21 protein-coding genes are annotated in these 20,023 nt (G+C 69.5%); 12 read left to right on the top strand and 9 right to left on the bottom strand.

Annotation, left to right across the window (positions count from 1 at the left end):
* Positions 1 to 21: 21 nt before the first annotated feature.
* Complete coding sequence (rpmB, locus tag MHZ35_RS07015) at positions 22 to 324, bottom strand: 50S ribosomal protein L28 (RefSeq protein WP_125961999.1); 303 nt, start codon at positions 322 to 324, stop codon at positions 22 to 24.
* Between the two features lie 183 nt (positions 325 to 507).
* Between rpmB and MHZ35_RS07020 the strand changes: the two genes are divergently transcribed.
* Together MHZ35_RS07020 and MHZ35_RS07025 are read left to right on the top strand one after the other, a co-directional pair.
* A complete protein-coding gene (locus MHZ35_RS07020; RefSeq protein ID WP_239434961.1) occupies positions 508 to 726 on the top strand; it encodes a hypothetical protein in 219 nt (72 codons plus the stop codon).
* A gap of 107 nt (positions 727 to 833) precedes the next feature.
* Positions 834 to 1,262 (top strand): nucleoside deaminase, encoded by a 429-nt coding sequence (locus MHZ35_RS07025; protein ID WP_239434987.1) that lies wholly within the window; start codon positions 834 to 836, stop codon positions 1,260 to 1,262.
* Positions 1,263 to 1,469: 207 nt separating this feature from the next.
* Here MHZ35_RS07025 and MHZ35_RS07030 read toward each other — a convergent pair whose 3' ends face one another.
* Positions 1,470 to 2,147, bottom strand: a complete 678-nt coding sequence (locus MHZ35_RS07030; protein ID WP_239434988.1) for an OmpA family protein — start codon at positions 2,145 to 2,147, stop codon at positions 1,470 to 1,472.
* Positions 2,148 to 2,304: 157 nt separating this feature from the next.
* Between MHZ35_RS07030 and MHZ35_RS07035 the strand changes: the two genes are divergently transcribed.
* Positions 2,305 to 3,612, top strand: a complete 1,308-nt coding sequence (locus MHZ35_RS07035; protein ID WP_239434962.1) for a hemolysin family protein — start codon at positions 2,305 to 2,307, stop codon at positions 3,610 to 3,612.
* A 20-nt stretch (positions 3,613 to 3,632) separates the two neighbouring features.
* On the opposite strand, the gene MHZ35_RS07040 is transcribed toward MHZ35_RS07035, so the two are convergent.
* Both MHZ35_RS07040 and purD read right to left on the bottom strand, forming a co-directional pair.
* Entirely contained in the window at positions 3,633 to 4,349 is a 717-nt protein-coding gene (locus tag MHZ35_RS07040; protein WP_239434963.1) for a helix-hairpin-helix domain-containing protein, read from the bottom strand.
* Between the two features lie 80 nt (positions 4,350 to 4,429).
* The gene (purD, locus tag MHZ35_RS07045; protein ID WP_239434964.1) at positions 4,430 to 5,692 is read right to left on the bottom strand and encodes a phosphoribosylamine--glycine ligase; all 1,263 of its coding nucleotides are present in this window, start codon (positions 5,690 to 5,692) and stop codon (positions 4,430 to 4,432) included.
* On the opposite strand from purD, the gene xseA reads away from it, so the two are divergent.
* The 5 genes from xseA to mtnP are packed head-to-tail and all read left to right on the top strand — an operon-like array spanning position 5,691 to position 9,680.
* On the top strand, positions 5,691 to 7,070 hold the full coding sequence (xseA, locus tag MHZ35_RS07050; protein WP_239434965.1) for an exodeoxyribonuclease VII large subunit: 1,380 nt from the start codon (positions 5,691 to 5,693) through the stop codon (positions 7,068 to 7,070). The genes purD and xseA overlap by 2 nt on opposite strands.
* A 19-nt stretch (positions 7,071 to 7,089) precedes the next feature.
* Positions 7,090 to 7,290 carry a DUF2093 domain-containing protein gene (locus MHZ35_RS07055; protein ID WP_125962004.1) on the top strand — a complete coding sequence of 67 codons (201 nt, stop codon included), beginning with the start codon at positions 7,090 to 7,092 and terminating at the stop codon, positions 7,288 to 7,290.
* A gap of 35 nt (positions 7,291 to 7,325) precedes the next feature.
* Positions 7,326 to 8,204 (top strand): M23 family metallopeptidase, encoded by an 879-nt coding sequence (locus MHZ35_RS07060; protein ID WP_446741022.1) that lies wholly within the window; start codon positions 7,326 to 7,328, stop codon positions 8,202 to 8,204.
* A gap of 56 nt (positions 8,205 to 8,260) precedes the next feature.
* The gene (locus tag MHZ35_RS07065) at positions 8,261 to 8,794 is read left to right on the top strand and encodes a superoxide dismutase family protein (RefSeq protein WP_239434967.1); all 534 of its coding nucleotides are present in this window, start codon (positions 8,261 to 8,263) and stop codon (positions 8,792 to 8,794) included.
* 16 nt (positions 8,795 to 8,810) lie between these two features.
* Complete coding sequence (gene mtnP / locus MHZ35_RS07070; protein ID WP_239434968.1) at positions 8,811 to 9,680, top strand: S-methyl-5'-thioadenosine phosphorylase; 870 nt, start codon at positions 8,811 to 8,813, stop codon at positions 9,678 to 9,680.
* Between the two features lie 125 nt (positions 9,681 to 9,805).
* Here mtnP and MHZ35_RS07075 read toward each other — a convergent pair whose 3' ends face one another.
* Positions 9,806 to 10,231: a GNAT family N-acetyltransferase gene (locus MHZ35_RS07075; protein ID WP_239434969.1), complete on the bottom strand. Its 426-nt coding sequence runs from the start codon at positions 10,229 to 10,231 to the stop codon at positions 9,806 to 9,808.
* A gap of 500 nt (positions 10,232 to 10,731) precedes the next feature.
* The gene (gene acnA / locus MHZ35_RS07080) at positions 10,732 to 13,404 is read right to left on the bottom strand and encodes an aconitate hydratase AcnA (RefSeq protein ID WP_125962007.1); all 2,673 of its coding nucleotides are present in this window, start codon (positions 13,402 to 13,404) and stop codon (positions 10,732 to 10,734) included.
* Between the two features lie 236 nt (positions 13,405 to 13,640).
* Between acnA and MHZ35_RS07085 the strand changes: the two genes are divergently transcribed.
* Genes MHZ35_RS07085 through MHZ35_RS07095 form a run of 3 tightly spaced genes read left to right on the top strand, consistent with a single transcriptional unit; the run spans position 13,641 to position 16,373 of the window.
* Positions 13,641 to 14,420 (top strand): histidine phosphatase family protein, encoded by a 780-nt coding sequence (locus tag MHZ35_RS07085; protein ID WP_239434970.1) that lies wholly within the window; start codon positions 13,641 to 13,643, stop codon positions 14,418 to 14,420.
* Positions 14,417 to 15,301, top strand: coding sequence for an NAD(P)H-hydrate dehydratase (locus tag MHZ35_RS07090; RefSeq protein ID WP_239434971.1), 885 nt, complete (start codon positions 14,417 to 14,419; stop codon positions 15,299 to 15,301). Before MHZ35_RS07085 ends, MHZ35_RS07090 begins: the two co-directional genes overlap by 4 nt.
* A 52-nt stretch (positions 15,302 to 15,353) precedes the next feature.
* Positions 15,354 to 16,373 carry a glycosyltransferase family 2 protein gene (locus MHZ35_RS07095; RefSeq protein ID WP_239434972.1) on the top strand — a complete coding sequence of 340 codons (1,020 nt, stop codon included), beginning with the start codon at positions 15,354 to 15,356 and terminating at the stop codon, positions 16,371 to 16,373.
* Positions 16,374 to 16,537: 164 nt separating this feature from the next.
* On the opposite strand, the gene MHZ35_RS07100 is transcribed toward MHZ35_RS07095, so the two are convergent.
* Both MHZ35_RS07100 and MHZ35_RS07105 read right to left on the bottom strand, forming a co-directional pair.
* Positions 16,538 to 17,269: a class I SAM-dependent methyltransferase gene (locus tag MHZ35_RS07100; RefSeq protein WP_239434973.1), complete on the bottom strand. Its 732-nt coding sequence runs from the start codon at positions 17,267 to 17,269 to the stop codon at positions 16,538 to 16,540.
* A 1-nt stretch (position 17,270) separates the two neighbouring features.
* Positions 17,271 to 17,654, bottom strand: a complete 384-nt coding sequence (locus MHZ35_RS07105) for a GtrA family protein (protein WP_239434989.1) — start codon at positions 17,652 to 17,654, stop codon at positions 17,271 to 17,273.
* A gap of 174 nt (positions 17,655 to 17,828) precedes the next feature.
* Between MHZ35_RS07105 and MHZ35_RS07110 the strand changes: the two genes are divergently transcribed.
* Positions 17,829 to 19,619 (top strand): AcrB/AcrD/AcrF family protein, encoded by a 1,791-nt coding sequence (locus tag MHZ35_RS07110; RefSeq protein WP_239434990.1) that lies wholly within the window; start codon positions 17,829 to 17,831, stop codon positions 19,617 to 19,619.
* 6 nt (positions 19,620 to 19,625) lie between these two features.
* On the opposite strand, the gene MHZ35_RS07115 is transcribed toward MHZ35_RS07110, so the two are convergent.
* Entirely contained in the window at positions 19,626 to 20,009 is a 384-nt protein-coding gene (locus MHZ35_RS07115) for an acyl-CoA thioesterase (RefSeq protein ID WP_239434974.1), read from the bottom strand.
* Positions 20,010 to 20,023: the final 14 nt, after the last annotated feature.

Consider the following 20,023-nt stretch of genomic DNA (forward strand, 5'->3'; position numbering starts at 1 on the left):
CGAAGGGGACAGGCAGCTAAATCAGGCCGCCGCCTCGGTGGTGGTGGCGATCTTCTTGGCGATCTCGCGCTTCAGGCGACGAACGCGCAGCGACAGGTCGGTGTCGCGGGTCTTGAGCAGCCAGTTGTCCAGGCCGCCGACATGCTCGACCGAGCGCAGGCCGTGCGTCGACACGCGCAGCTTCACGCCGCGCTCCAGCGCGTCCGAAAGAAGCGTCACGTTCTGCAGGTTCGGCAGAAAGGTACGCTTGGTCTTGTTGTTGGCGTGGGAAACGTTGTTACCCACCTGCCGGCCCTTGCCGGTCAGCTCGCAAATGCGCGACATGCGTTGGTTCCTGGTTACGGCAATGGTCGGGGCAACTGCCCCGGGAAAGTCGGCGCTAGTAACGGCAGAGGCGCGCCGCGTCAACCGCGCCACCGCGGACTGACGTTGCGCAGCGTGCAACCGCCCGCCGCCTGCGCGCGTTATTCCGGCAGCGAATCCTTTTGGCAACCGGGGAATCCTTTCATGCGCGCGATCCTCTTCATCCTCGGCCTCGTCGTCCTGCTGCTGATCGGCGCGATGATGCTTGGCCTGGTCAGCATCGACATGGTCCGTCCCGCCGCCGTCCAGGCGCCCAAGTTCGAAGCGGACGTGGGCCGCGTCGACGTCGGGACCGAGAACCGCACCGTGCAGGTGCCGACCCTCGACATCCAGCGCGCCGACAACACCCAGGCGCCGCAGTAACCGTCGAGCCTGTTCCGCGCAGCAGCCGGGGCCTTGTAGCCTGGCCGCTGGCGTAAGGCGCCTGGGCGGGCCATGACGCGGCCATGGCCTTTCCGCTTCCCGAACCCATGCGCCTGGCGCTCGACGCGGCGCGCGCTGCTGCGGACGCAGGCGAGGTGCCGGTGGGCGCCGCGCTGCTCCAGAACGGGCGCGTGCTGGCGGTCGCCGGCAACGCGCCCCGCACGCTCTGCGACCCGACCGCGCACGCGGAGATGCGGGTGATTCGCGCCGCCGCCGCCGCGCTCGGGCGCGAGCGGCTGGAGGATTGCGACCTGTGGGTGACGCTGGAGCCCTGCGCGATGTGCGCGGGCGCGATTGCCCACGCCCGGGTCGCGCGGGTCTATTACGCGGCGTCCGATCCGAAGGGCGGCGCCGTGGAGCACGGTCCGCGCTTCTTCGCGCAACCGACCTGCCACCACCGGCCGGAAATCTACCCGGGCATCGGCGAGCGCGAAGGCGCGGCGCTGCTGCGCGACTTTTTTGCGGACCGGCGGTAGCAGGGGCGGGGCAGGCCGGGATCCTCTCGCACCCCATCGTAACGTCGAGAGAAGCGGCACAGCAAAACGCCCGCCCAAACAGGGCGGGCGCTTCGCAATTACCGTGCTCCTGCGAAAGCAGGAGCCCAGGGTTCCGGGCGCTGTCCTGTATGGCCCTGGGCTCCTGCCTCCGCAGGAGCACTGGCTTGGGACAGAACCCGGTCGTCTTTAGCGAACCTCGTCCTGGTTGATCGGCACGATCTTGATCTCGACGCGCCGATTCGCGGCGCGGCCGGCGTCGGTGTCGTTGCTGGCGATCGGCTGGGTCTCGCCAAAGCCGCGGGTGCCGATTCGCGCGCTCTGCACGCCGTGGGTCGTCAGATAGCCGGCGACGGCCGAGGCGCGGCGCTCCGACAGCGTCTGGTTGTACGCGTCCGACCCGTTCGAATCGGTGTGGCCGTACACGTCGATGTAGGTCTGGTTATATTGCGCCAGCACGTCGGCGACCTGGTCCAGCGTCGGCTGGAACTGCGGCTGCACGGTGGCGCTGTCATAGGCGAAGGTGATGCCGGACGGCATGTTCAGCAGCAGGTCGTCGCCCTGACGGACCACCTGCACGTCGGTGCCGGCGGTGCGCTGGCGCAGTTCGCGCTCCTGCCGGTCCATGTAGTTGCCGATCGCAGCCCCTGCGATGCCGCCCAGGCCCGCGCCGACGATCTTTTCGGTGCGGTCGTTGTGTCCGCCGACCAGGTCGCCCAGCAGATAGCCGCCGAGCACACCGCCGACGCCGCCGATCGCCGCCTTCGAAATCGTGCGCTGGCCGGTTTCCGGATCCGTCACGCACGCGCTGGTCAGCGTCATCGTGCCCAGCGCGCCTGCCAACATCAGCTTCGACACACTCCGCATCATGCTCCTCCGTCTGCAATTTCTTGATGTGATCTTGTTTCGGTGAACACCGACCCGGACAGGATTGTTCCGCACGCGATTTGAACGCTGGCTGACCGAAAGCCTGAGGATGCGGTTGTCGGGGCCGCACCATTGCGGCTAAGCGTTGGGCAGAACAATGACCCAGTTCACCCCATTTCCGTGGATCGACGTCGCGATCATTCTCGCGCTGGTCCTCCTGAACGGCGTCTTCGCCATGTCCGAACTCGCGATCGTGTCCGCACGGCCGGCCCGGCTGGAGGCGTTGGCACGCGCCGGCGGCAGGGGAGCGGCCACCGCGATGCGGCTGGCCGGCGATCCGGGCAAGTTCCTGTCCACCGTCCAGATCGGCATCACCCTGATCGGCATCGTCGCGGGTGCCTATTCGGGCGCGAGCCTGGGTGGTCCCGTCGGCGAGCGGCTGAGCGCCTGGCTCGGCCTCGCGCCGCAGACCGGCGAGACGGCCGGCTTCGCGATCGTGATCGGGCTCACCACCTATGCCTCGCTGGTGATCGGCGAACTGGTGCCCAAGCAGTTCGCGCTTCGCTCGCCCGAGCCGATCGCCGCCATCGTCGCATTGCCGATGCACTGGCTGTCGAAGCTGACCGCCCCGCTGGTCTGGCTGCTCGACACCACGACCGGCCTCGTCTTCCGGCTGCTGCGCCTCGATCGAGAGACGGAGAACCGCGTCACCGCCGAGGAACTGCAACTACTGGTGGCGGAGGCGACCAAGTCCGGCGTGATCGAGGAGCATGAGCGCTCGATCATCTCCGGCGTGGTGCGGCTGGCAGACCGGCCGGTGCGCGAGATCATGACGCCGCGAACCGACGTCGATTGGCTCGACCTGGACCTGGAGCCGGAGAAGCTGCGCGCGGCGCTGGCGGAGACGCCGCACACCCGCTTGCCCGTCGCCGAAGGATCGATCGACAAGGTCGTGGGCGTGGTGCAGGCGCGCGACATCGTTGCGGCGACCATGCGCGGCGAGGCGCTGGACCTGCGCCGCCTGATGCATGTCGCGCCGGTGCTGCCCGACCAGGTCGATGCGATGGACGCGCTCACGGCGCTGCGCGGTGCCGATGTGCCGATGGGCCTGGTCCACGACGAATACGGCCATTTCGAAGGGCTGGTGACGCCTGCCGACCTGCTCAAGGCGATCGCCGGCGAGTTCGCGTCCGACGCCGAGCCGGGTGATACGCCCAACGTCATCGCGCGGGAGGACGGCACCCTGCTGGTTTCCGGCCAGCTCTCGGCCGACGCGCTGGCCGAGCGGCTGGGGATTGAGCTGCCCGAGGATCGCGACTATGCGACGGTCGCGGGTCTTGCCCTTGCGATCCTCAAGCACCTGCCCGAGGAGGGCGAGCACTTCCTGGAACAGGGCTGGCGCTTCGAGATCGTCGATATGGACGGGCGCAAGATCGACAAGCTGCTGGTGTCCGCCGCGGCCTGACCCGCGGCGGCTTCAAGAGTTCAGCCGAGCTTCCCGAACTTCGCTTCATAGCCGGCACGGTCGCCCGCCGCGAGCAGGTGCGCCTGCTCGACCCAGCGGTCCCGCGCCATCCGGCCCTGGAAGGTGCCGAGCGACGCATCGATCCGGTCGGCCTCGGCCGGGCTGAGCGCAGCCAGGTCGGCGATGCTCGTGATCCCCATCTCGGCGAGCTGCGCGGCGACCTTGGGGCCCAGGCCCTTCAGCGTGGTGAGGTCGCTTGCTGCGTTAGCAGGGGCGGGCGCGGGTGCCGGGGCGGGGCTGGCAAGCGGCGCGCTCGGTGCAGCTGCGGCCGGCGGCTCGGCAGGTGCCGGCGGTGCCGCGGACGCGATCGGCTCGGCGGGTGCCGGCGGGGTCGCGGGAGCGGCTGGCGCGGCGTGCTGCGGTTCCTGCACCGGCTGCGGCGCGGGGGCGGGGAGGTCGGTCGGCTCCACCGGCGCGCGCCGCTCGGCTGCGATGGCTGCGCCCGGTGCGTCCGGATCGGCGACCGCCGCGCCCGGCGCCTCACGCCGGCTTTGGCCGATCGCATCCAGCTCGCGCTCGGCGGCGCGGCGCTTGGCGCGAAGCCGCATTCCCCACAGGATCGCGATGATGATGATCGCCGCAAAGACCGCGATCACCACCAGATGGGTGACGGTGATGGGCATCATCTGGTCCGCCGCCCCTACGACGGTCTGGCGGGATTGTTCGGCTTCTTCCATGCGTACGCCTCCGGCCGGCCAAACCGCGGCCGGAGGCAGAACATAGCGGCGCAGCCGCCATCCTCAAGGCGTTGAGGCGCCTAGCCTTCTTCGCGCGCGATTTCGCGCCAGCCGATGTCGCGCCGCCAGAAGCCGTCGGCAAAGGCGATGCGGTCGACGGCGCGATAGGCGGCGGCCTGTGCCTCGCGGACGCTGGGGCCGGTGGCGGTGACCGTCAGCACGCGGCCGCCCGAGGCGACCAGCGCCTCGCCCTCGCGGCGGGTGCCGGCCTGGAACACGCGGGCGCCATGCGCCTCGGCGGTGTCGATGCCGGTGATGGTGCCGCCGGCCGCCGGCGTGCCCGGATAGCCGCGTGCCGCCACGACGACGGTGAGTGCCGGATCGTCGGAGAAGCGCACCTTGTGCCCTGCCAGCCGCCCCTCGGCCGTCGCCAGCATGATCTCCAGCAGGTCGCTTTCCAGCCGCATCATCAGCACCTGGCACTCGGGATCGCCGAAGCGGGCGTTGTATTCGATCAGCTTGGGGCCCAGCGGCGTCAGCATCAGCCCGGCATAGAGGACGCCGCTGTAGGGCAAGCCTTCCTCGGCCAGCTTCTCGATGGTGGGGCGTACGATCGTGTCGATCGCCAGCTGCTCCAGCTCCGGCGTCAGCACCCGTGCCGGGCTATAGGCGCCCATGCCGCCGGTGTTCGGCCCCACGTCCCCGTCGCCGACGCGCTTGTGGTCCTGCGCCGATCCGAAGGGCAGGTAGCTGGTGCCGTCGGTCAGCACGAACAGGCTGGCTTCCTCGCCGGTCAGGAACTCCTCGATCACGGCCTCGGCACCCGGGCCGTCGAACAGCGCGACCAGTGCGGCGTCCGCTTCTTGCGGAGAGCTGGCGATGGTCACGCCCTTGCCGGCAGCCAGGCCATCCGCCTTGATGACGACCGGCAGCCCGAAGGTGCCGAGCGCGTTGCGAGCGGCTTCGAGCGAAGTCACCCGGACATAGCCCGCGGTCGGGATGTTGGCGCGCTGGCACAGGTCCTTGGTGAAGCCCTTGGAGCCTTCCAGCTGCGCCGCCGCCGCAGATGGCCCGAACACGGCGATGCCGGCCTCGCGCAGCCGGTCCGAAAGGCCTTCGACCAGCGGCTGCTCGGGGCCGACCACCACGAAGCGTATGTCGTGCTCGCGGCAGAAGGCGAGCAGCGCCGCCTGGTCGGTCGCGGCGATCGCGACGCATTCGGCATGCTCGGCAATGCCGGGGTTGCCTGGCCCGGCATAGAGCCTATCGAGGAGCGGAGATTGTGCGAGCCGCCATGCGAGCGCATGTTCGCGCCCCCCCGAGCCCACCAGCAGGACGTTCATGCCCGATCCTTTTTCCGGCTTTTCATCGGGGCGGCTCGTAGCCGAGCCCATCCCCGGCGACAACGCCGCACCCGTCAGCGTCAGCGAACTTGCCGGCCGCCTGAAGCGCATGGTGGAGGGCGAGTTCGGCCATGTTCGCCTGCGCGGCGAGATTTCGGGGTACAAGCGCGCCGCCTCCGGCCACGTCTATCTGTGCCTGAAGGACGAGAGTGCGGTCATCGACGGCGTCATCTGGCGCGGTGCGGCCGCTGCGCTGCCGTTCCAGGCGCAGGACGGCATCGAGGTCGTCGCGACCGGCAAGCTCACCACCTATCCGGGCCGGTCCAAGTATCAGATCGTAATCGATCGCATGGAGCTGGCGGGCGAGGGCGCGCTGATGGCGCTGCTCGAAAAGCTCAAGGCGAAGCTCGGCGCCGAGGGGTTGTTCGATGCCGGCCGCAAGAAGCCGCTGCCCTTCCTGCCGCGCGTGATCGGCGTCGTCACCTCGCCTACGGGTGCCGTGATCCGCGACATCCTTCACCGGCTGGAGGATCGTTGCCCGAGCCATGTCATCGTCTGGCCCGTGCAGGTGCAGGGGGAGGGCGCAGCCCAGCAGGTCGCAGCGGCCGTGCGCGGCTTCGATGCGATCGAGCCCGGCGGGCCGGTGCCGCGTCCCGACCTGCTGATCGTCGCGCGCGGCGGCGGCTCGATCGAGGATTTGTGGGCGTTCAACGAGGAAGCCGTGGTCCGCGCCGTCGCCGACTGCTCGATCCCGGTGATCTCGGCGGTGGGGCATGAGACCGACACGAGTCTCTGCGACCACGCCGCCGACCTGCGCGCGCCGACCCCGACCGCGGCGGCCGAGCTTGCGGTGCCGGTGCTCGCCGACCTGCGCCACACCGTCCAGAGCCATGCGATGCGCACCGAGCGTTGCGTCCGCCGCTATCACCAGCGCGGGGAGGAGCGGCTGGCAGCACTCGTCCGCGTGCTGCCGCGGCGCGACGCGCTGCTGGGGCCGCAGCGCCAGCGGGTGGACGACCTCGCCCAGCGGCTGGGTCTGGGGCTGGAGCGGCGGCTGGGGCAGGCGCGGCGGACGCTCGATCGCCAGTCGGCGGTGCTGCGGCCCGCGATGCTGGACCGCCAGCTCGATCGCAGCCGCCAGCATCTCGCCTCGGTCGGCCGGCTGCTGGAAAGCGTGAACCCCGACAACCTCCTCAAGCGTGGCTATGTCCGCGTCGAGGCGCGCGGCACCGGCAAGACGATCGACTCCGCCGCCGCCGCCCGGGCTGCGGGCGGCCTGAAGCTCCACTTCCGCGATGGCGTGGTGGACGCACGGGTTGAGCGCGCCGGGGGCAAGCCCTATCCTTCGGACAAGCCCGAGCAGCCAAGCTTGCTCTGATGCCTCTATGGATTACCGGATGTTGATGTCGAACAGCTCGCGCCAGGCGCGCCTCCACTATCTTTCGGGCGGGTTCCGCGTCCTGTCGCCGGGCGACCACGTCGTCTGCGCCCGCACCGGTGAGAAGATCCCGCTCGAAGAGCTTCATTACTGGAGCGCAGAGCGGCAGGAAGCCTATGCCACTGCGGAGGCCGCGACCGCGGCGATGCGTCCGGCGTGAGGCTGCGCGCAGGCGCGACACTCGCAGCGGGGCTGATGGCGGCGCTGCCCGGCTGCGCCGTGGTGCCGGAAAGCGCCGGCCGAGCCCAGCCGGTACAGGCGCCGCCGGCGGCCGTTGCAGCAGCGCCTGCGCCCGCGCCGCGCCCGGTGGCCCCTGGTCCGTTCCGCTACGAAGGTCAGCGCATTCAGGGCGGCATGCTGGTCGGCACCGCGCCGGCAGGGGTGACGTCGCTCACGTTCGAGGGCGAGCCGATCGCACTCGCACCGGACCGCCGCTTCCTGATCGCCTTCGATCGCGACGCGGGTCCCACCGCCCGGCTGGTCGCGCGCTTTGCGGACGGTCGCGAACAGGTCGAGACGCTCAGCGTCGCCCCGCGCGCCTGGCAGATCGAGCGGCTGCCAACGCTTCCCAAGGTCAGCCAGCCGAGCGCCGAGTTCCAGCGCCGCCGCCCGCCCGAACTCGCCCAGATCGCCGCCGCCCGCAAGCAGGAGACTGGGGCGCAGGGCTGGTCGCAACGCTTCCAATGGCCGACGACCGGGCGCATCTCTGGCCGGTTCGGGTCGCAGCGCATCTATGCGGGCGAGCCCGGCAGCTATCATTCGGGGGTCGACGTGGCCAAGCCCACCGGCGCCCCCGTGACGGCGCCGGCAGACGGCGTGGTGATCCTGGCGGCCGATTCGCCCTTTACCCTGGAGGGCAATCTGCTGATGCTCGACCATGGCATGGGGCTCAGCAGCGCATTTCTTCACCTCTCGCGGATCGACGTCCGGCCCGGGCAGCGCGTCCGCCAGGGGGAGGTGATCGGCGCGGTCGGCAGCACGGGCCGCGCGACCGGCCCGCATCTCCACTGGGGCATGGTCTGGAAGGGGCGTCGGCTCGACCCGATGCTGATTGCGGGGCCGATGCCCGGCTGACGCGGAACTGCCACCGGGATCGGCGATTGAACTGGCAACAAACAAGGGGAACGACGATGAAGACGCACCTGGCCCTGCTCGCCGCGACCGGCCTGATGGCTGCCTGCACGCAGACCGCTCCCGTCGACAGCAGCGCAGCGCCCGCCGCCCCGCGCGTCGCGACCGCGATGCTGCGCACGGCCGCCAATGCGCCGGCGGGTACCGCCACCGCGACGGAAGTCCCCGGCGGCGTCCGCATTGCCCTCAGCGTCACTGGGCTTCCCCAGGGGCCGCACGGCGCCCATGTGCATACCACCGGCCGTTGCGATGCGCCGGACTTCACGACGGCGGGCGGCCACTGGAACCCGAACGCCCGGCAGCACGGCACGAAGAACCCAGCCGGGCCGCACGCGGGCGACATGCCCAACCTGCTGGTGGGCACCGACGGCACCGGCTCGATCGAATTCACGCTGCCGGGCGGCACCTTCGACGGCCTGCTCGATGCCGATGGCTCGGCGTTCATGGTGCATGCGAGCGCGGACGACCTGATGACCGATCCTTCGGGCAACAGCGGCGGCCGGATCGCCTGCGGCGTGTTCAACCCCGCCTGACGACGGGCTTGGCGGCGTGAGCGGCTGGACGCTCGGCATCATCGGTGGCTCCGGTCTTTACGGGGTCGCCGGGGTCGAGGACGGACGGTGGGAGACGGTGGAAACGCCGTGGGGCTCGCCGTCCGACGCGTGCTACGTCGGGCGGATGGGGCATGTCCGCGTGGTGTTCCTGCCGCGTCACGGCCGCGGGCACCGCATCCCACCCTCCGACCTCAACGCCCGCGCCAACATCGATGTGCTCAAGCGCCTGGGCGTGACGGACGTGCTGGCGATCTCCTCGGTGGGATCGCTCGTGGAGGATCGGCCGCCCGGCAGCTTCACCGTGGTCGACCAGTTCATCGACCGCACCCGTGGGCGGCCGTCGAGTTTCTTCGGGCCGGGGCTGGTGGCGCATGTGTCGATGGCAGACCCGGTGTGCCCGCGCCTGTCGGCGCTCGCCGCCGACGCCGCCCGTGCGGCCGGTGCCGCCGTGTCGCGGGCCGGCACCTACCTGGCGATGGAAGGCCCGCAGTTCTCGACCCGTGCCGAGAGCCGGCTCTACCGCAGCTGGGGTTGCGAGGTGATTGGCATGACGGCGATGCCCGAGGCCAAGCTCGCGCGCGAGGCGGAACTGCCCTACGCGCTGGTCGGCATGGTCACGGACTATGACTGCTGGCGCGAAGGGGAGGCGGTGGACACTGCCCAAATCCTCGCGCAGCTCGACGCCAATGCACGGAAGGCGCGGGCGCTCGTCCAGCATCTGGTCGCGGGCCTGCCGGAGGAGCGACCGGCGTCTCCGATCGATACCTGCCTCGACTCGGCCCTGATGACCGCGCCATCGATGCGGGATCCTACGCTGGTGGCGCGGCTGGACGCGGTGGCAGGCAGGGCGCTGCGCCGCACGTAATGCTACGTACCCCGGCGAAGGCCGGGGCCCAGTTGGGAAGGTGCCAGAGGGGCGCGCAAACGCCCGAAGCATCGCAACTGGACTCCGGCCTTCGCCGGGGTACGAGGACTTTCTGCCGTAGAAGCCTAACCGTCCAGCCGCTTGCTGAGAAAGAACCGCCGGCTGCCGCGCGGGTGGTCTTCCAGCGTCCCGAACACGCGGAACCCCAGCTTCTCGTAGAAGCCGCGGGCCTGGAAGGCGAAGGTGTCCAGCCAGAGGCCGCAACAGCCGCGCGCCCGGGCGATCCGTTCCGCTTCGGCGATCAGTGCGCTCCCGGTCCCTTGGCCGCGCAACGCCTCCGGGATCGCCAGATACTCGACAAACAGCCAGTCATAGCCGCTGCGGCCCCACAGGCCGCCCACGCTCTTGCCGTCTTCATCGTGCAACAGGATCGCCACGGGTTCGGCCTTCGCCGGCCCTGCCATCTGCTCGTTGTAGGCGCGCAGCGGCGCAAGCACCGCCTCGCGATCTTCGGGGCTGGGCTGTTCGGGGATGTGAAGGCGGAACGTCATGGTGCGCTTGTAGCGCGTCCGGGCAGCAGTGTCCCGTCTTGGCGGCAGGCGGTCCGGCCGGCCGCCGAACCAAAAAAGAGGATGCTCGTGGGGGAGAGCAGGCGCTGGTGGCAGCTCGACCCCCCACGCTGCACCCGCCGTCATGCCGGTTTACCGGCGGCTCCGCTCCCAGTGATTATTATCGTTCGGCGGCTGCAGTGCCATGCGCATAGCAGAACGGCGGACAAAAAAAAGGGCCGACCCGAGGGCCGGCCTTGAAAGGTTTAGGAGAGGATGCCTGAAAGGCACGTGCTTTGTGCGCCGCAGCACGGCTTTACGCAATTGCGAAGGTTTATTGGTGCAGTTGCAGTTCTTGCAACATCGGCGTGCGCGTAAATTCCGCACCTCTGCAGGGGAATTAGGCAGCCGCCCTGCAAGCTGCTCATTCCGCGGGCAAAGGGCAAAAAGAAGGGGCGCGGGAAGCTTCCTTCCCACGCCCCTCTTGCTCGTTCGGCTGCTGCTTAGGCGGCGAGCTTGCGCAGCACGTAGTGCAGGATGCCGCCGTTCAGGAAATACTCCAGCTCGTTGACGGTATCGATCCGGCAGCGGGCCTGGAACGTCTCGGTGGTGCCGTCGGCACGGACCAGCGTGACCTCCACGTCTTGGCGCGGGCGCAGGCCGGCGACGTTCTGGATGGTGAAGGTCTCGTCGCCCTTCAGCCCCAGCGACTGGCGGCTGACGCCTTCGGCGAACTGCAGCGGCAGCACGCCCATGCCGACCAGGTTCGAACGGTGGATGCGCTCGAAGCTCTCGGCGATCACCGCGCGCACGCCGAGCAGGTTGGTGCCCTTGGCCGCCCAGTCGCGCGACGAGCCGGTGCCATATTCCTTGCCGGCCACGACCACCAGCGGGGTGCCGTCCGCCTTGTGACGCATGGCTGCGTCGTAGATCGGCATCACCTCGCCCTCATACTGGGTCATGCCGCCTTCGACGCCGGGCACCATCTCGTTCTTGATGCGGATGTTGGCAAAGGTGCCACGGACCATGACTTCGTCGTTGCCGCGGCGGGCGCCGTAGCTGTTGAAGTCCTTGCGCGCGACCTGGTGCTCCTGGAGGAAGCTGCCCGCCGGGCTGTCGGCCTTGATCGAGCCGGCCGGCGAGATGTGGTCGGTCGTGATCGAGTCGCCCAGGATCGCCAGCGGCTTCGCCTCGATGATGTCGGCGACCGGCGCCGGCGTCATCGACATGCCTTCGAAATAGGGCGGGTTGTGGATGTAGGTCGAGCTTGTCGGCCAGCTGTAGGTGTCCGAACCCTCAACCGAGATCGCGCTCCAATGCTCGTCACCGGCATAGACGTTGCCGTAGCGCGAGCGGAACATCTCGTCGTCGATGTTGGCCGCCATCAGGTCGGCGACTTCCTGGTTGGTCGGCCAGATGTCCTTGAGGAACACGTCCTGACCGTCCGAGCCCTGGCCGATCGGGGTCTCGATCAGATCCTGGGTGACGGTGCCCTTCAGCGCATAGGCGACCACCAGCGGCGGCGAGGCGAGGAAGTTGGCACGTACGTCGGCCGACACGCGGCCTTCGAAGTTGCGGTTGCCCGACAGGACCGAGGCGGCGACGATGTCGTTGCCGTTGATCGCCTGGCTGATCGGTGCCGCGAGCGGACCCGAGTTGCCGATGCAGGTCGTGCAGCCATAGCCGACGAGGTTGAAGCCGATCGCGTCCAGGTCCTCGGTCAGGCCGGCCTTGTTGAGGTAGTCGGTGACCACCTGCGAACCCGGCGCGAGCGAGGTCTTGACCCAAGGCTTCGGCTTCAGGCCCAGCGCACGCGCCTTGCGGGCGACCAGGCCGGCGGCGACCAGCACCGACGGGTTGGAGGTGTTGGTGCAGCTGGTGATCGCCGCGATCACGACGTCACCGTCGCCGATGTCGTGGTCCTTGCCCTCGACCGCAACGCGCTCCGGCTGCTCCTTCTTGTAGAGCTTGGTGAGGTCGCCGTTGAACACCTCGTCCACCTTGTTCAGGCTGACGCGGTCCTGCGGGCGCTTCGGGCCGGCGAGGCTGGGGACGACGCTGCCCATGTCGAGCTCGAGCGTGTCGGTGAAGATCGGATCCTCGCGGCCCGCTTCGTGCCAGAAGCCGTTGGCCTTGGCATAGGCCTCGGTCAGCGCGATCACTTCCTCCGGACGCGCGGTCAGGCGCATATAGTCGATCGTCTTCTCGTCGATCGGGAAGAAGCCGCAGGTCGCGCCATATTCCGGCGCCATGTTGGCGATGGTCGCACGGTCAGCGAGCGTCATCGACGACAGGCCCGGGCCGTAGAACTCGACGAAGCGGCCGACGACGCCCTTGGCGCGCAGCATCTGGGTGACGGTCAGCACCAGATCGGTCGCGGTGATGCCTTCCTTGAGCGCGCCGGTCAGCTTGAAGCCGACGACTTCCGGGATCAGCATCGACACCGGCTGGCCGAGCATGGCGGCTTCCGCCTCGATGCCGCCCACGCCCCAGCCGAGCACGCCCAGGCCGTTCACCATGGTGGTGTGGCTGTCGGTGCCGACCAGCGTGTCGGGATAGGCGATGGCGCTGCCATCGGTCGCCTGCGACGACCACACCGACTGCGCGATATATTCCAGGTTCACCTGGTGACAGATGCCGGTGCCCGGCGGCACGACCTGGAAGTTGTTGAGCGCCTTGGAGCCCCACTTGAGGAACTCATAGCGCTCCATGTTGCGCTGGTACTCGAGCTCGACGTTCTGCTCGAACGCCTTGGGCGTGCCGAACTCGTCGACCATCACCGAGTGGTCGATGACGAGGTGGACGGGGACCTGCGGGTTGATCTTGGCCGGATCGCCGCCGAGCTTGGTGATCGCGTCGCGCATCGCGGCCAGGTCGACCACGCACGGCACGCCGGTGAAGTCCTGCATCAGCACGCGCGCCGGGCGGTACTGGATCTCGCGGTCGGAGCGCGCATCCTTCTGCCAGTCGACGATCGCCTGGGCATCGGCCGGGGTGACGGTGGTGCCGTCCTCGAAGCGGAGCATGTTCTCCAGCAGCACCTTCATCGAGAAGGGCAGGCGGCTGATGTCGCCGAGCTTCGCCGAAGCCTTGGCGAGGCTATAGTAGCTGTAGCTCTTGCTGCCGACCGTGAGCGTGTCACGGGTGCCGAGCGTGTCCTGGCCGATGGCGGTCATAGGTGGACTTGTCCTTCCAGTCTGCGCGGCGCGGACGGAGGGGCGGGAGGGGGTCCCGCTCGGGCGCGCCGCCATCAAAAGCGAATGCGAGATTCGGGGCGGGCTGTAGCAAGGGGGTGCGGCTGTGGGAAGTGCGGGTTCTTACCTGCGAAAGGGTCGCAAAAAGAGGGAGTTCTGGAACTCCCTCCGGGGTTCGCCGCTTCCTTCCTGCGAAGATGCCGCAGGAGTCACCGTCCATGCCGACCGCCCATTCCCCCGCCTGGCCCGAACGCCTCTGGATCGTGCGGCACGGGGAAAGCGCGGGCAATGTGGCGCGCGACGCGGCCCACGCGGCGGGCGCCCCGCGGATCGCCGTGGGTACCCGCGACGTGGACGTGCCGCTCTCCCCCCGTGGCGAGGAGCAGGCGCGCGCGCTCGGCCGCTGGTTTGCGCGGGGCGAGGCGCACGGCCGGCCGGAGGTGCTGCTCGCCTCCCCCTATGCCCGGGCGATGGAGACGGCGCGGCTGTTCCGCGAGCAGGGCGGCACCGCCATTCCCGAGGAGCCGATCTGCCCGGACGAGCGACTCCGCGAAAAGGAGTTCGGCATCCTCGACGGCCTGACCACCAGCGGCATCGTCACGCTCCAGCCCGAACAGGCGGAGTTCCGCCGGCTGCTCGGGAAATTCTACCATCGGCCGCCGGGTGGCGAGAGCTGGTGCGACGTCATCTTCCGCCTGCGCTCGCTGATGGACACGGTGGGGCTGCACTATGGCGGCCGCCGGGTGATGATCGTCGCGCACCAGGTCGTGGTGCTCTGCCTGCGCTATGTCATCGAGCGGATGAGCGAGGCGGAGATCCTGGGCATCGACCGGGAGGGAGACGTGGCGAACTGCTCCGTCACCGAATATCGCTATGATCCGGACAAGGGTCGCTACGGCGGCCTGGCGCTCGTGCGCTACAACGAAACCGCTCCGGTGGAGGAAAGCGCGGTCGCGGTCACCGCCGAGCCGGACCGCAGCGCCGGAGTGCGCGGATGAGCGGACCGACGGCAATCGACAGCGCCTGGCTCGCCAAGAATCCGCTGCCCGTCCATGGCGAGGGTACCGACAAGAACAGCCGGGGACGCGTGCTGGCGGTCGGCGGCTCGCGGCGCGTGCCGGGCGGGCTGCTCCTGACCGGCGAGGCGGCGCTCCGAGTCGGCGCCGGCAAGCTGATGCTTGCGACCATCGCTTCGGCAGCGCCCTTGCTCGGCGTCGCCATGCCCGAAGCCGGAGTGACCGCGCTCCGGGAGGACGCGGACGGCGAGATCGCGGGCGAGGCGGGCGGGCTGGCGCAGGAGTCGCGGCGCTGCGACACCATCGTGGTGGGGCCCGCCATTTCGGATCGCGCGGCGGCGATCCGGCTGGTCGAACAACTCGCGGACGATCCTCCGGAGGATGCCGCACTGGTGCTGGACGCCGCCGCGGTCGCCTGTGCCGGGCCGCTCGCCGAGCGGCTGGCCTCCGCCTTCGGGGGCAGGCTGGTTCTCACGCCGCACCTCGGCGAGATGGCGGCGCTGTGCGACTGCGAGCCCGAAGAGATCGCCAGGGACCGCGAGGGTGTGACCCTGCGGACGGCAGAGCGCTTCCAGGCCGTGGTCCTGCTCAAGGACAGCAGCACGCTGGTCGCGGCACCCGATGGGCGGACGCTGTTGCGCTATGCGGGCGGCGGCGTCGGGCTGGCCACGGGCGGCTCGGGCGATGTGCTCGCGGGCGCCATCGCGGGGTTGATCGCGCGCGGTGCCGATCCGCTGGTCGCCGCGGGCTGGGGCGTGTGGCTGCATGGCGAGGCGGGGGCGGCCCTGGCGATGGCGAACGGGCCGGTCGGCTTCCTCGGTCGCGAACTGCTGCCCCAGCTTCCGCGACTCTTGCCGCGCTGACCGTCGCGCAGGCAATTCCGTTCGGCGCAGAGTTGGAGTATCGCGCCGGCCCATGAACCGGCCTGCGCTCTCGATCGTGATCCCCTGCTACAATGAAGAAGCGTGTCTGGACGCGCTGCACGCGCGCGTCTCCGCCGCGGCCCATGCCGCGGTGGGGGGCAGCCACGAGATCGTGCTGGTCAACGACGGCTCGCGCGACGGCAGCTGGCCGGTCATGCAGCGCATCGCCGCTGCCGACCCGTGCGTCGTCGCCATCAATCTCTCGCGCAACCATGGCCACCAGCTGGCGCTTACCGCCGGGCTCGACCTGTGCGCGGGCGAGCAGATCCTGATCCTCGACGCCGATCTTCAGGACCCGCCCGAGCTGCTCTCCGACATGCGCGAGACGATGGTGCGGGAGGGCGCGGACGTGGTCTACGCCGTGCGCCGCAAGCGCGAGGGCGAGTCGCTGTTCAAGAAGCTGACCGCCGCCATCTTCTACCGCGTGCTCGATCGCGTGACGGATACGCCCATCCCGCTCGACACCGGCGACTTCCGCCTGATGAGCCGGCGTGCCCTCGACGCCTTCCTGTCGCTTCCCGAACAGGCGCGCTTCATCCGCGGCATGGTCGCCTGGGTGGGCTTCCGCCAAGTGCCGTTCCTCTACGACCGTGCCGAGCGGCACGCGGGCGAAACCAAATATCCGCTCGCCAAGATGATGCGCTTCGCCTTCGACGCCATGACCGGATTTTCCACCGCGCCGCTGCGCCTCGCCAGCCACATGGGGTTGGTGCTCACCGGCGCGTCGGTGCTGCTGATGCTCTACATCGCGATCGGCTGGGCGATGGGGAACGCCGTGCAGGGCTGGACCTCCACCATGCTGGTGGTGGTGTTCCTGGGCGCGGTGCAGATGTTCGTGCTCGGCATGATCGGCGAGTATCTCGGCCGGCTCTATGTCGAATCGAAGCGCCGGCCGCTCTACCTCGTCGCCGATGTGGCGGGCCCGGTGCAGGGCCGCGCCTCGCTCGGCTATCGCGCCGGCGAGCCAGGCGAAGTCATCTACGCACCCCGCGGACCCGGCGCGGCAGAGTAGGCGTGGGGACGTGGATTGTACCCGTTTGTCCTGAGTAGCCATTGAGCGAAGCCGAAATGGCGTATCGAAGGACCGCCACCGGTGCTTCGATACCGGGCTTCGACAAGCTCAGCCCTACTCAGCACGAACGATTCTGATTTAGGCGGGGGCAGACGTGCGGGAGGTCAGCCCGCCCGCGACAGCAGCGTGATCAGCGACAGCCCGGGCGGCAGGGGCAGGCGACCCACCAGGTGCCGCTCCAGCGCAAAGATCTTCTCGAACGCCAGGTTCAGCGGCTTCGCGGGCGGTGAATCGTCGCTGTCGTCCTTGCCGGTCAGCTTGCCGACGGCACGGGCCGCAAGCGCGGCCGGGAACAGCAGCGAGTTGAAATAGCGCAGGCCGTTATGGGCCAGGCCTGCATCGGCGATCGCCTTCGCCAGCGTCGCCTTGGAATAGCGGCGGTGGTGGTGGTTCACCACGTCGTGCGCGCTCCACATCCACTGGTGCGCCGGCACGGTGACCAGGATCTTGCCGCCCGGCTTCAGCCGCCGCGCCATGCCCGCGAGTGCCGCGACATCGTCCTCGATATGCTCGACGACGTCGAGCACCGCGATCAGGTCGTAATGGCCTTCCGGAACCCCGGTGAGCTTGGGAAGCGGCGCCTCGCCGACCGGCTTGCCCAGCCGCGCGCTGGCGATGTCGCGCGCCGCCGCGTCGATCTCGATCGCGTCCACGTCGCCGAACGCGGCGAGCATGGGCAGGTTGTGACCGGTGCCGCAGCCGATCTCCAGGATGCGCGCCTCCTTCGGCAGCCCCGCATAGCGCGCGATATAGTCGGCAAGGATGTCGCGACGGGCACGATACCACCAGTGGGTGGAGTCATGCGCTGCCATGCGATCGTAGATGACGCGGTCCATATCAGCCAAACACCAGCCAGCGGTTGAGGATGAAGGTGAAGATCGTGGCGAGCGCCACCGCCGGAAGCAACGGCGCCCAGGCCGGGAGCCCGAACAGGGCCGTGCCGACCCAGGTGATCGCCGCGTTCAGCGCCATGCCCGATCCCTGCACCGCCACGAACTGCAGCTGCTGGCGAACGCCCGGGTGGCGGGTGCCATGGCCCTTGAAGCTCCAGCGGCTGTGCAGGAAGAAGCCGGCGGTCACCGCCACGGCGAAGGCGAACGGCACTGCGTAGACCGCATGCTCCCGCGCGAAGACCCAGGTGGTGAGGGGCAGGTACACCGCGGCATAGATCAGCGTCGAGATGCCACCCGCGATGCCGAATCGGATCAGCTGGCCGAGCATGCCGCTCGTCCGCATCGTCTCGACCCGCCTCAAGATGGTGTCCACGCTCGTCTCGCCCTTGCCCTTTGCGCGCCCGCCACTAGAGCCGGCGCCGAGCGCGCGGGCAGTATCGTGCCCGCCGGGGTGAGGAAAGCGGTTTTGAACGACGGGTCGGGCAAGCTCAGTCTCGCACAGATGCTGGAGCGCCATTGGGTGCGCCGGGCGCTGCTGGTTTGGGTGGTGATCGCCACCGTCTATCTGATCCAGCGCTGGCCGCAGATCCACTGGCTGGTGCTCAACGACACCGACGACAACATGCGGCTGATGCAGGTCCGCGGGCTGCTCGGCGGCCAGGGCTGGTACGACCTGCGCCAGTACCGCCTCGATCCCCCGGTCGGGATCGACATCCATTGGTCGCGGCTCGTCGACCTGCCGATCGCTGGGCTGTTCCTGCTGTTCAAGCCGTTCACCGGCGCCGCCCTTGCGGAGCGGCTGGCGTGCGGTATCGCGCCGCTGCTGCCGCTGGGCATCGTGCTGGTCGCAATCGCCGCGACCGTCCGCCGGCTGGTCGCGCCCCAGGCATGGGCGCTCGCCATCCTGTTCCTGTTCGGCTGTTCCGCGACGCTGCCGATGTTCATGCCGATGCGCATCGACCACCATGGCTGGCAGCTCGCCTGCCTCAGCCTCACGGTCGCGGGGCTCGCCGATCCGCGCAAGGGCAGGGGCGGGGCGCTGGTCGGCATCTCGAGCGCGGTGTCGCTCACCATCGGCCTCGAACTGCTGCCCTATTGCGCGATGGCAGGCGGCCTGGTCGCGCTGCGCTGGGTGTGGGACCCGGCGGAGGCGCGGCGGCTCGCCGTCTATGGCGCGACGCTTGCCGGCGGCAGCGCGCTCGGCTTCGTCGCCTTTGCCTCCAACGCCAACTATGCGATGCGCTGCGATGCGCTGACCCCGGTGTGGCTGTCGGTGACGGTCGCGGGCGGCGCGGCGCTGTTCGCGCTCTCGCGGCTGCCGCTCGAAAGCCGCCTCGCCCGGCTCGCGGCCGGTGCGGCCGTGGGGGCGGTGATCGCGGGCGGCTTCGCGCTGCTGTTCCCCCAGTGCCTGTCACGGCCAGAAGGCGTGTCGGACGAGCTCGCAAATCTTTGGCTCAACAACGTCCGGGAAGCCAAGCCGATCTACAAGCACCCGCTGCGCATCGCGGTGCCGATCGCGGTCGTGCCGGCGCTGGGCCTGTTGGGCGCATGCCTCGCCTGCTGGCGCGCCCGCCGCAATCCGGAGCAGCTGGCGGGCTGGGCCGCGATCGCGCTGTTCACCGCCTTTGCCGGGGCGATGCTGCTGTGGCAGATCCGCGCCGGCCCCGCCGCACAGCTGCTGGCGATCGCGGGCGAAGTGGCGCTCGCCTGGATGATCCTCAGTTGGTTCGTCCGCCGCCGTTCGACCGCCATCAAGGTCGCAGGCGCGGTGCTTGCGGTCGTGTTGCTGCTCGCCGGGCTGTTCTCCGCGACGCTGATCCAGCGCCTGCGCCTCGACCCGCCGGACCGGCGCACGCTGATGGTGAACCGAGCCAGCGCGCGCTGCATGAGCATCTCGGCGCTGGCCGAGCTGAACCGCATCCCGGCGGCCACCATGTTCACCCATGTCGACATGGGGCCGCGGCTGATCGTCGGCACCCATCACAACGGCATCACCGGCCCGTATCACCGCAACGAGCAGCCGATCCTGGACGTGCACCACGCCTTCCAGGGCAGCGCCGATGCGTTTCGCCGGATCGCGGGGCGCCACGGCGCGACCTATCTGCTGGTCTGCCCGAACCTTGCGGAAACCACGCTCTACCGCGCGCGCGCGCCGGAGGGCTTCTACGCCCAGCTTGCCAAGGGCCAGGTGCCGGCATGGCTGGAGCCGGTGCCGCTGTCGAAGCGGGCACCGTTCAAGCTGTGGCGGATCCGATATGCGGCCGCAGCCGCGGCCGCAGCGCCGGCCCGCTGATCGGGATCAGTCCGGAAGGAAGCGGCTGACGACGTCGCGCGCCAGCCTCGAGGGGCGGCGCGTGTCCGAATCGAGCGAGCACCAGGTGCTCTGCACCTCGGCCAGCACTTCCTCGCCGCGCTTGATCAGCGTGGAGAAGAAGGCACGCGCACCCTGGACGCGCTCCGCGACCACGGTCGCGATGATGGCATCGTCCAGAAAGGCCGGGCGGCGATAGGTGATCTCGTGCTTGAGCGCGACCCACAGGTGCCGGCCGACCGCCTCGGCAGGAGCGACCTTCTCCCAATAGGCGACGACGGCTTCCTGGACCCAGGACAGGTACACCGCATTGTTCACATGACCCATGTGATCGATGTCGGCAGGTGCCACGGCGAGCGGGTGGAGGTGCATGGGAAACGCCTGCG

This window comes from Sphingomonas sp. ACRSK, from assembly GCF_022346685.1.
Taxonomy (GTDB): Bacteria; Pseudomonadota; Alphaproteobacteria; order Sphingomonadales; family Sphingomonadaceae; genus Sphingomonas; species Sphingomonas molluscorum.

What these genes read in the sequence shown, in the direction of transcription:
- rpmB (WP_125961999.1), bottom strand. Translation starts at nt 324, where the DNA reads ATGTCGCGCATTTGCGAGCTGACCGGCAAGGGCCGGCAGGTGGGTAAC.
- purD (WP_239434964.1), bottom strand. Translation starts at nt 5,692, where the DNA reads ATGAACGTCCTGCTGGTGGGCTCGGGGGGGCGCGAACATGCGCTCGCA.
- MHZ35_RS07085 (WP_239434970.1), top strand. Translation starts at nt 13,641, where the DNA reads ATGCCGACCGCCCATTCCCCCGCCTGGCCCGAACGCCTCTGGATCGTG.
- MHZ35_RS07105 (WP_239434989.1), bottom strand. Translation starts at nt 17,654, where the DNA reads ATGCTCGGCCAGCTGATCCGATTCGGCATCGCGGGTGGCATCTCGACG.
- xseA (WP_239434965.1), top strand. Translation starts at nt 5,691, where the DNA reads ATGCCCGATCCTTTTTCCGGCTTTTCATCGGGGCGGCTCGTAGCCGAG.
- MHZ35_RS07020 (WP_239434961.1), top strand. Translation starts at nt 508, where the DNA reads ATGCGCGCGATCCTCTTCATCCTCGGCCTCGTCGTCCTGCTGCTGATC.
- MHZ35_RS07095 (WP_239434972.1), top strand. Translation starts at nt 15,354, where the DNA reads ATGAACCGGCCTGCGCTCTCGATCGTGATCCCCTGCTACAATGAAGAA.
- MHZ35_RS07060 (WP_446741022.1), top strand. Translation starts at nt 7,326, where the DNA reads ATGGCGGCGCTGCCCGGCTGCGCCGTGGTGCCGGAAAGCGCCGGCCGA.
- MHZ35_RS07090 (WP_239434971.1), top strand. Translation starts at nt 14,417, where the DNA reads ATGAGCGGACCGACGGCAATCGACAGCGCCTGGCTCGCCAAGAATCCG.
- MHZ35_RS07075 (WP_239434969.1), bottom strand. Translation starts at nt 10,231, where the DNA reads ATGACGTTCCGCCTTCACATCCCCGAACAGCCCAGCCCCGAAGATCGC.
- MHZ35_RS07040 (WP_239434963.1), bottom strand. Translation starts at nt 4,349, where the DNA reads ATGGAAGAAGCCGAACAATCCCGCCAGACCGTCGTAGGGGCGGCGGAC.
- acnA (WP_125962007.1), bottom strand. Translation starts at nt 13,404, where the DNA reads ATGACCGCCATCGGCCAGGACACGCTCGGCACCCGTGACACGCTCACG.
- MHZ35_RS07055 (WP_125962004.1), top strand. Translation starts at nt 7,090, where the DNA reads ATGTTGATGTCGAACAGCTCGCGCCAGGCGCGCCTCCACTATCTTTCG.
- MHZ35_RS07110 (WP_239434990.1), top strand. Translation starts at nt 17,829, where the DNA reads ATGCTGGAGCGCCATTGGGTGCGCCGGGCGCTGCTGGTTTGGGTGGTG.
- MHZ35_RS07030 (WP_239434988.1), bottom strand. Translation starts at nt 2,147, where the DNA reads ATGCGGAGTGTGTCGAAGCTGATGTTGGCAGGCGCGCTGGGCACGATG.
- MHZ35_RS07115 (WP_239434974.1), bottom strand. Translation starts at nt 20,009, where the DNA reads ATGCACCTCCACCCGCTCGCCGTGGCACCTGCCGACATCGATCACATG.
- MHZ35_RS07065 (WP_239434967.1), top strand. Translation starts at nt 8,261, where the DNA reads ATGAAGACGCACCTGGCCCTGCTCGCCGCGACCGGCCTGATGGCTGCC.
- MHZ35_RS07025 (WP_239434987.1), top strand. Translation starts at nt 834, where the DNA reads ATGCGCCTGGCGCTCGACGCGGCGCGCGCTGCTGCGGACGCAGGCGAG.
- MHZ35_RS07100 (WP_239434973.1), bottom strand. Translation starts at nt 17,269, where the DNA reads ATGGACCGCGTCATCTACGATCGCATGGCAGCGCATGACTCCACCCAC.
- MHZ35_RS07035 (WP_239434962.1), top strand. Translation starts at nt 2,305, where the DNA reads ATGACCCAGTTCACCCCATTTCCGTGGATCGACGTCGCGATCATTCTC.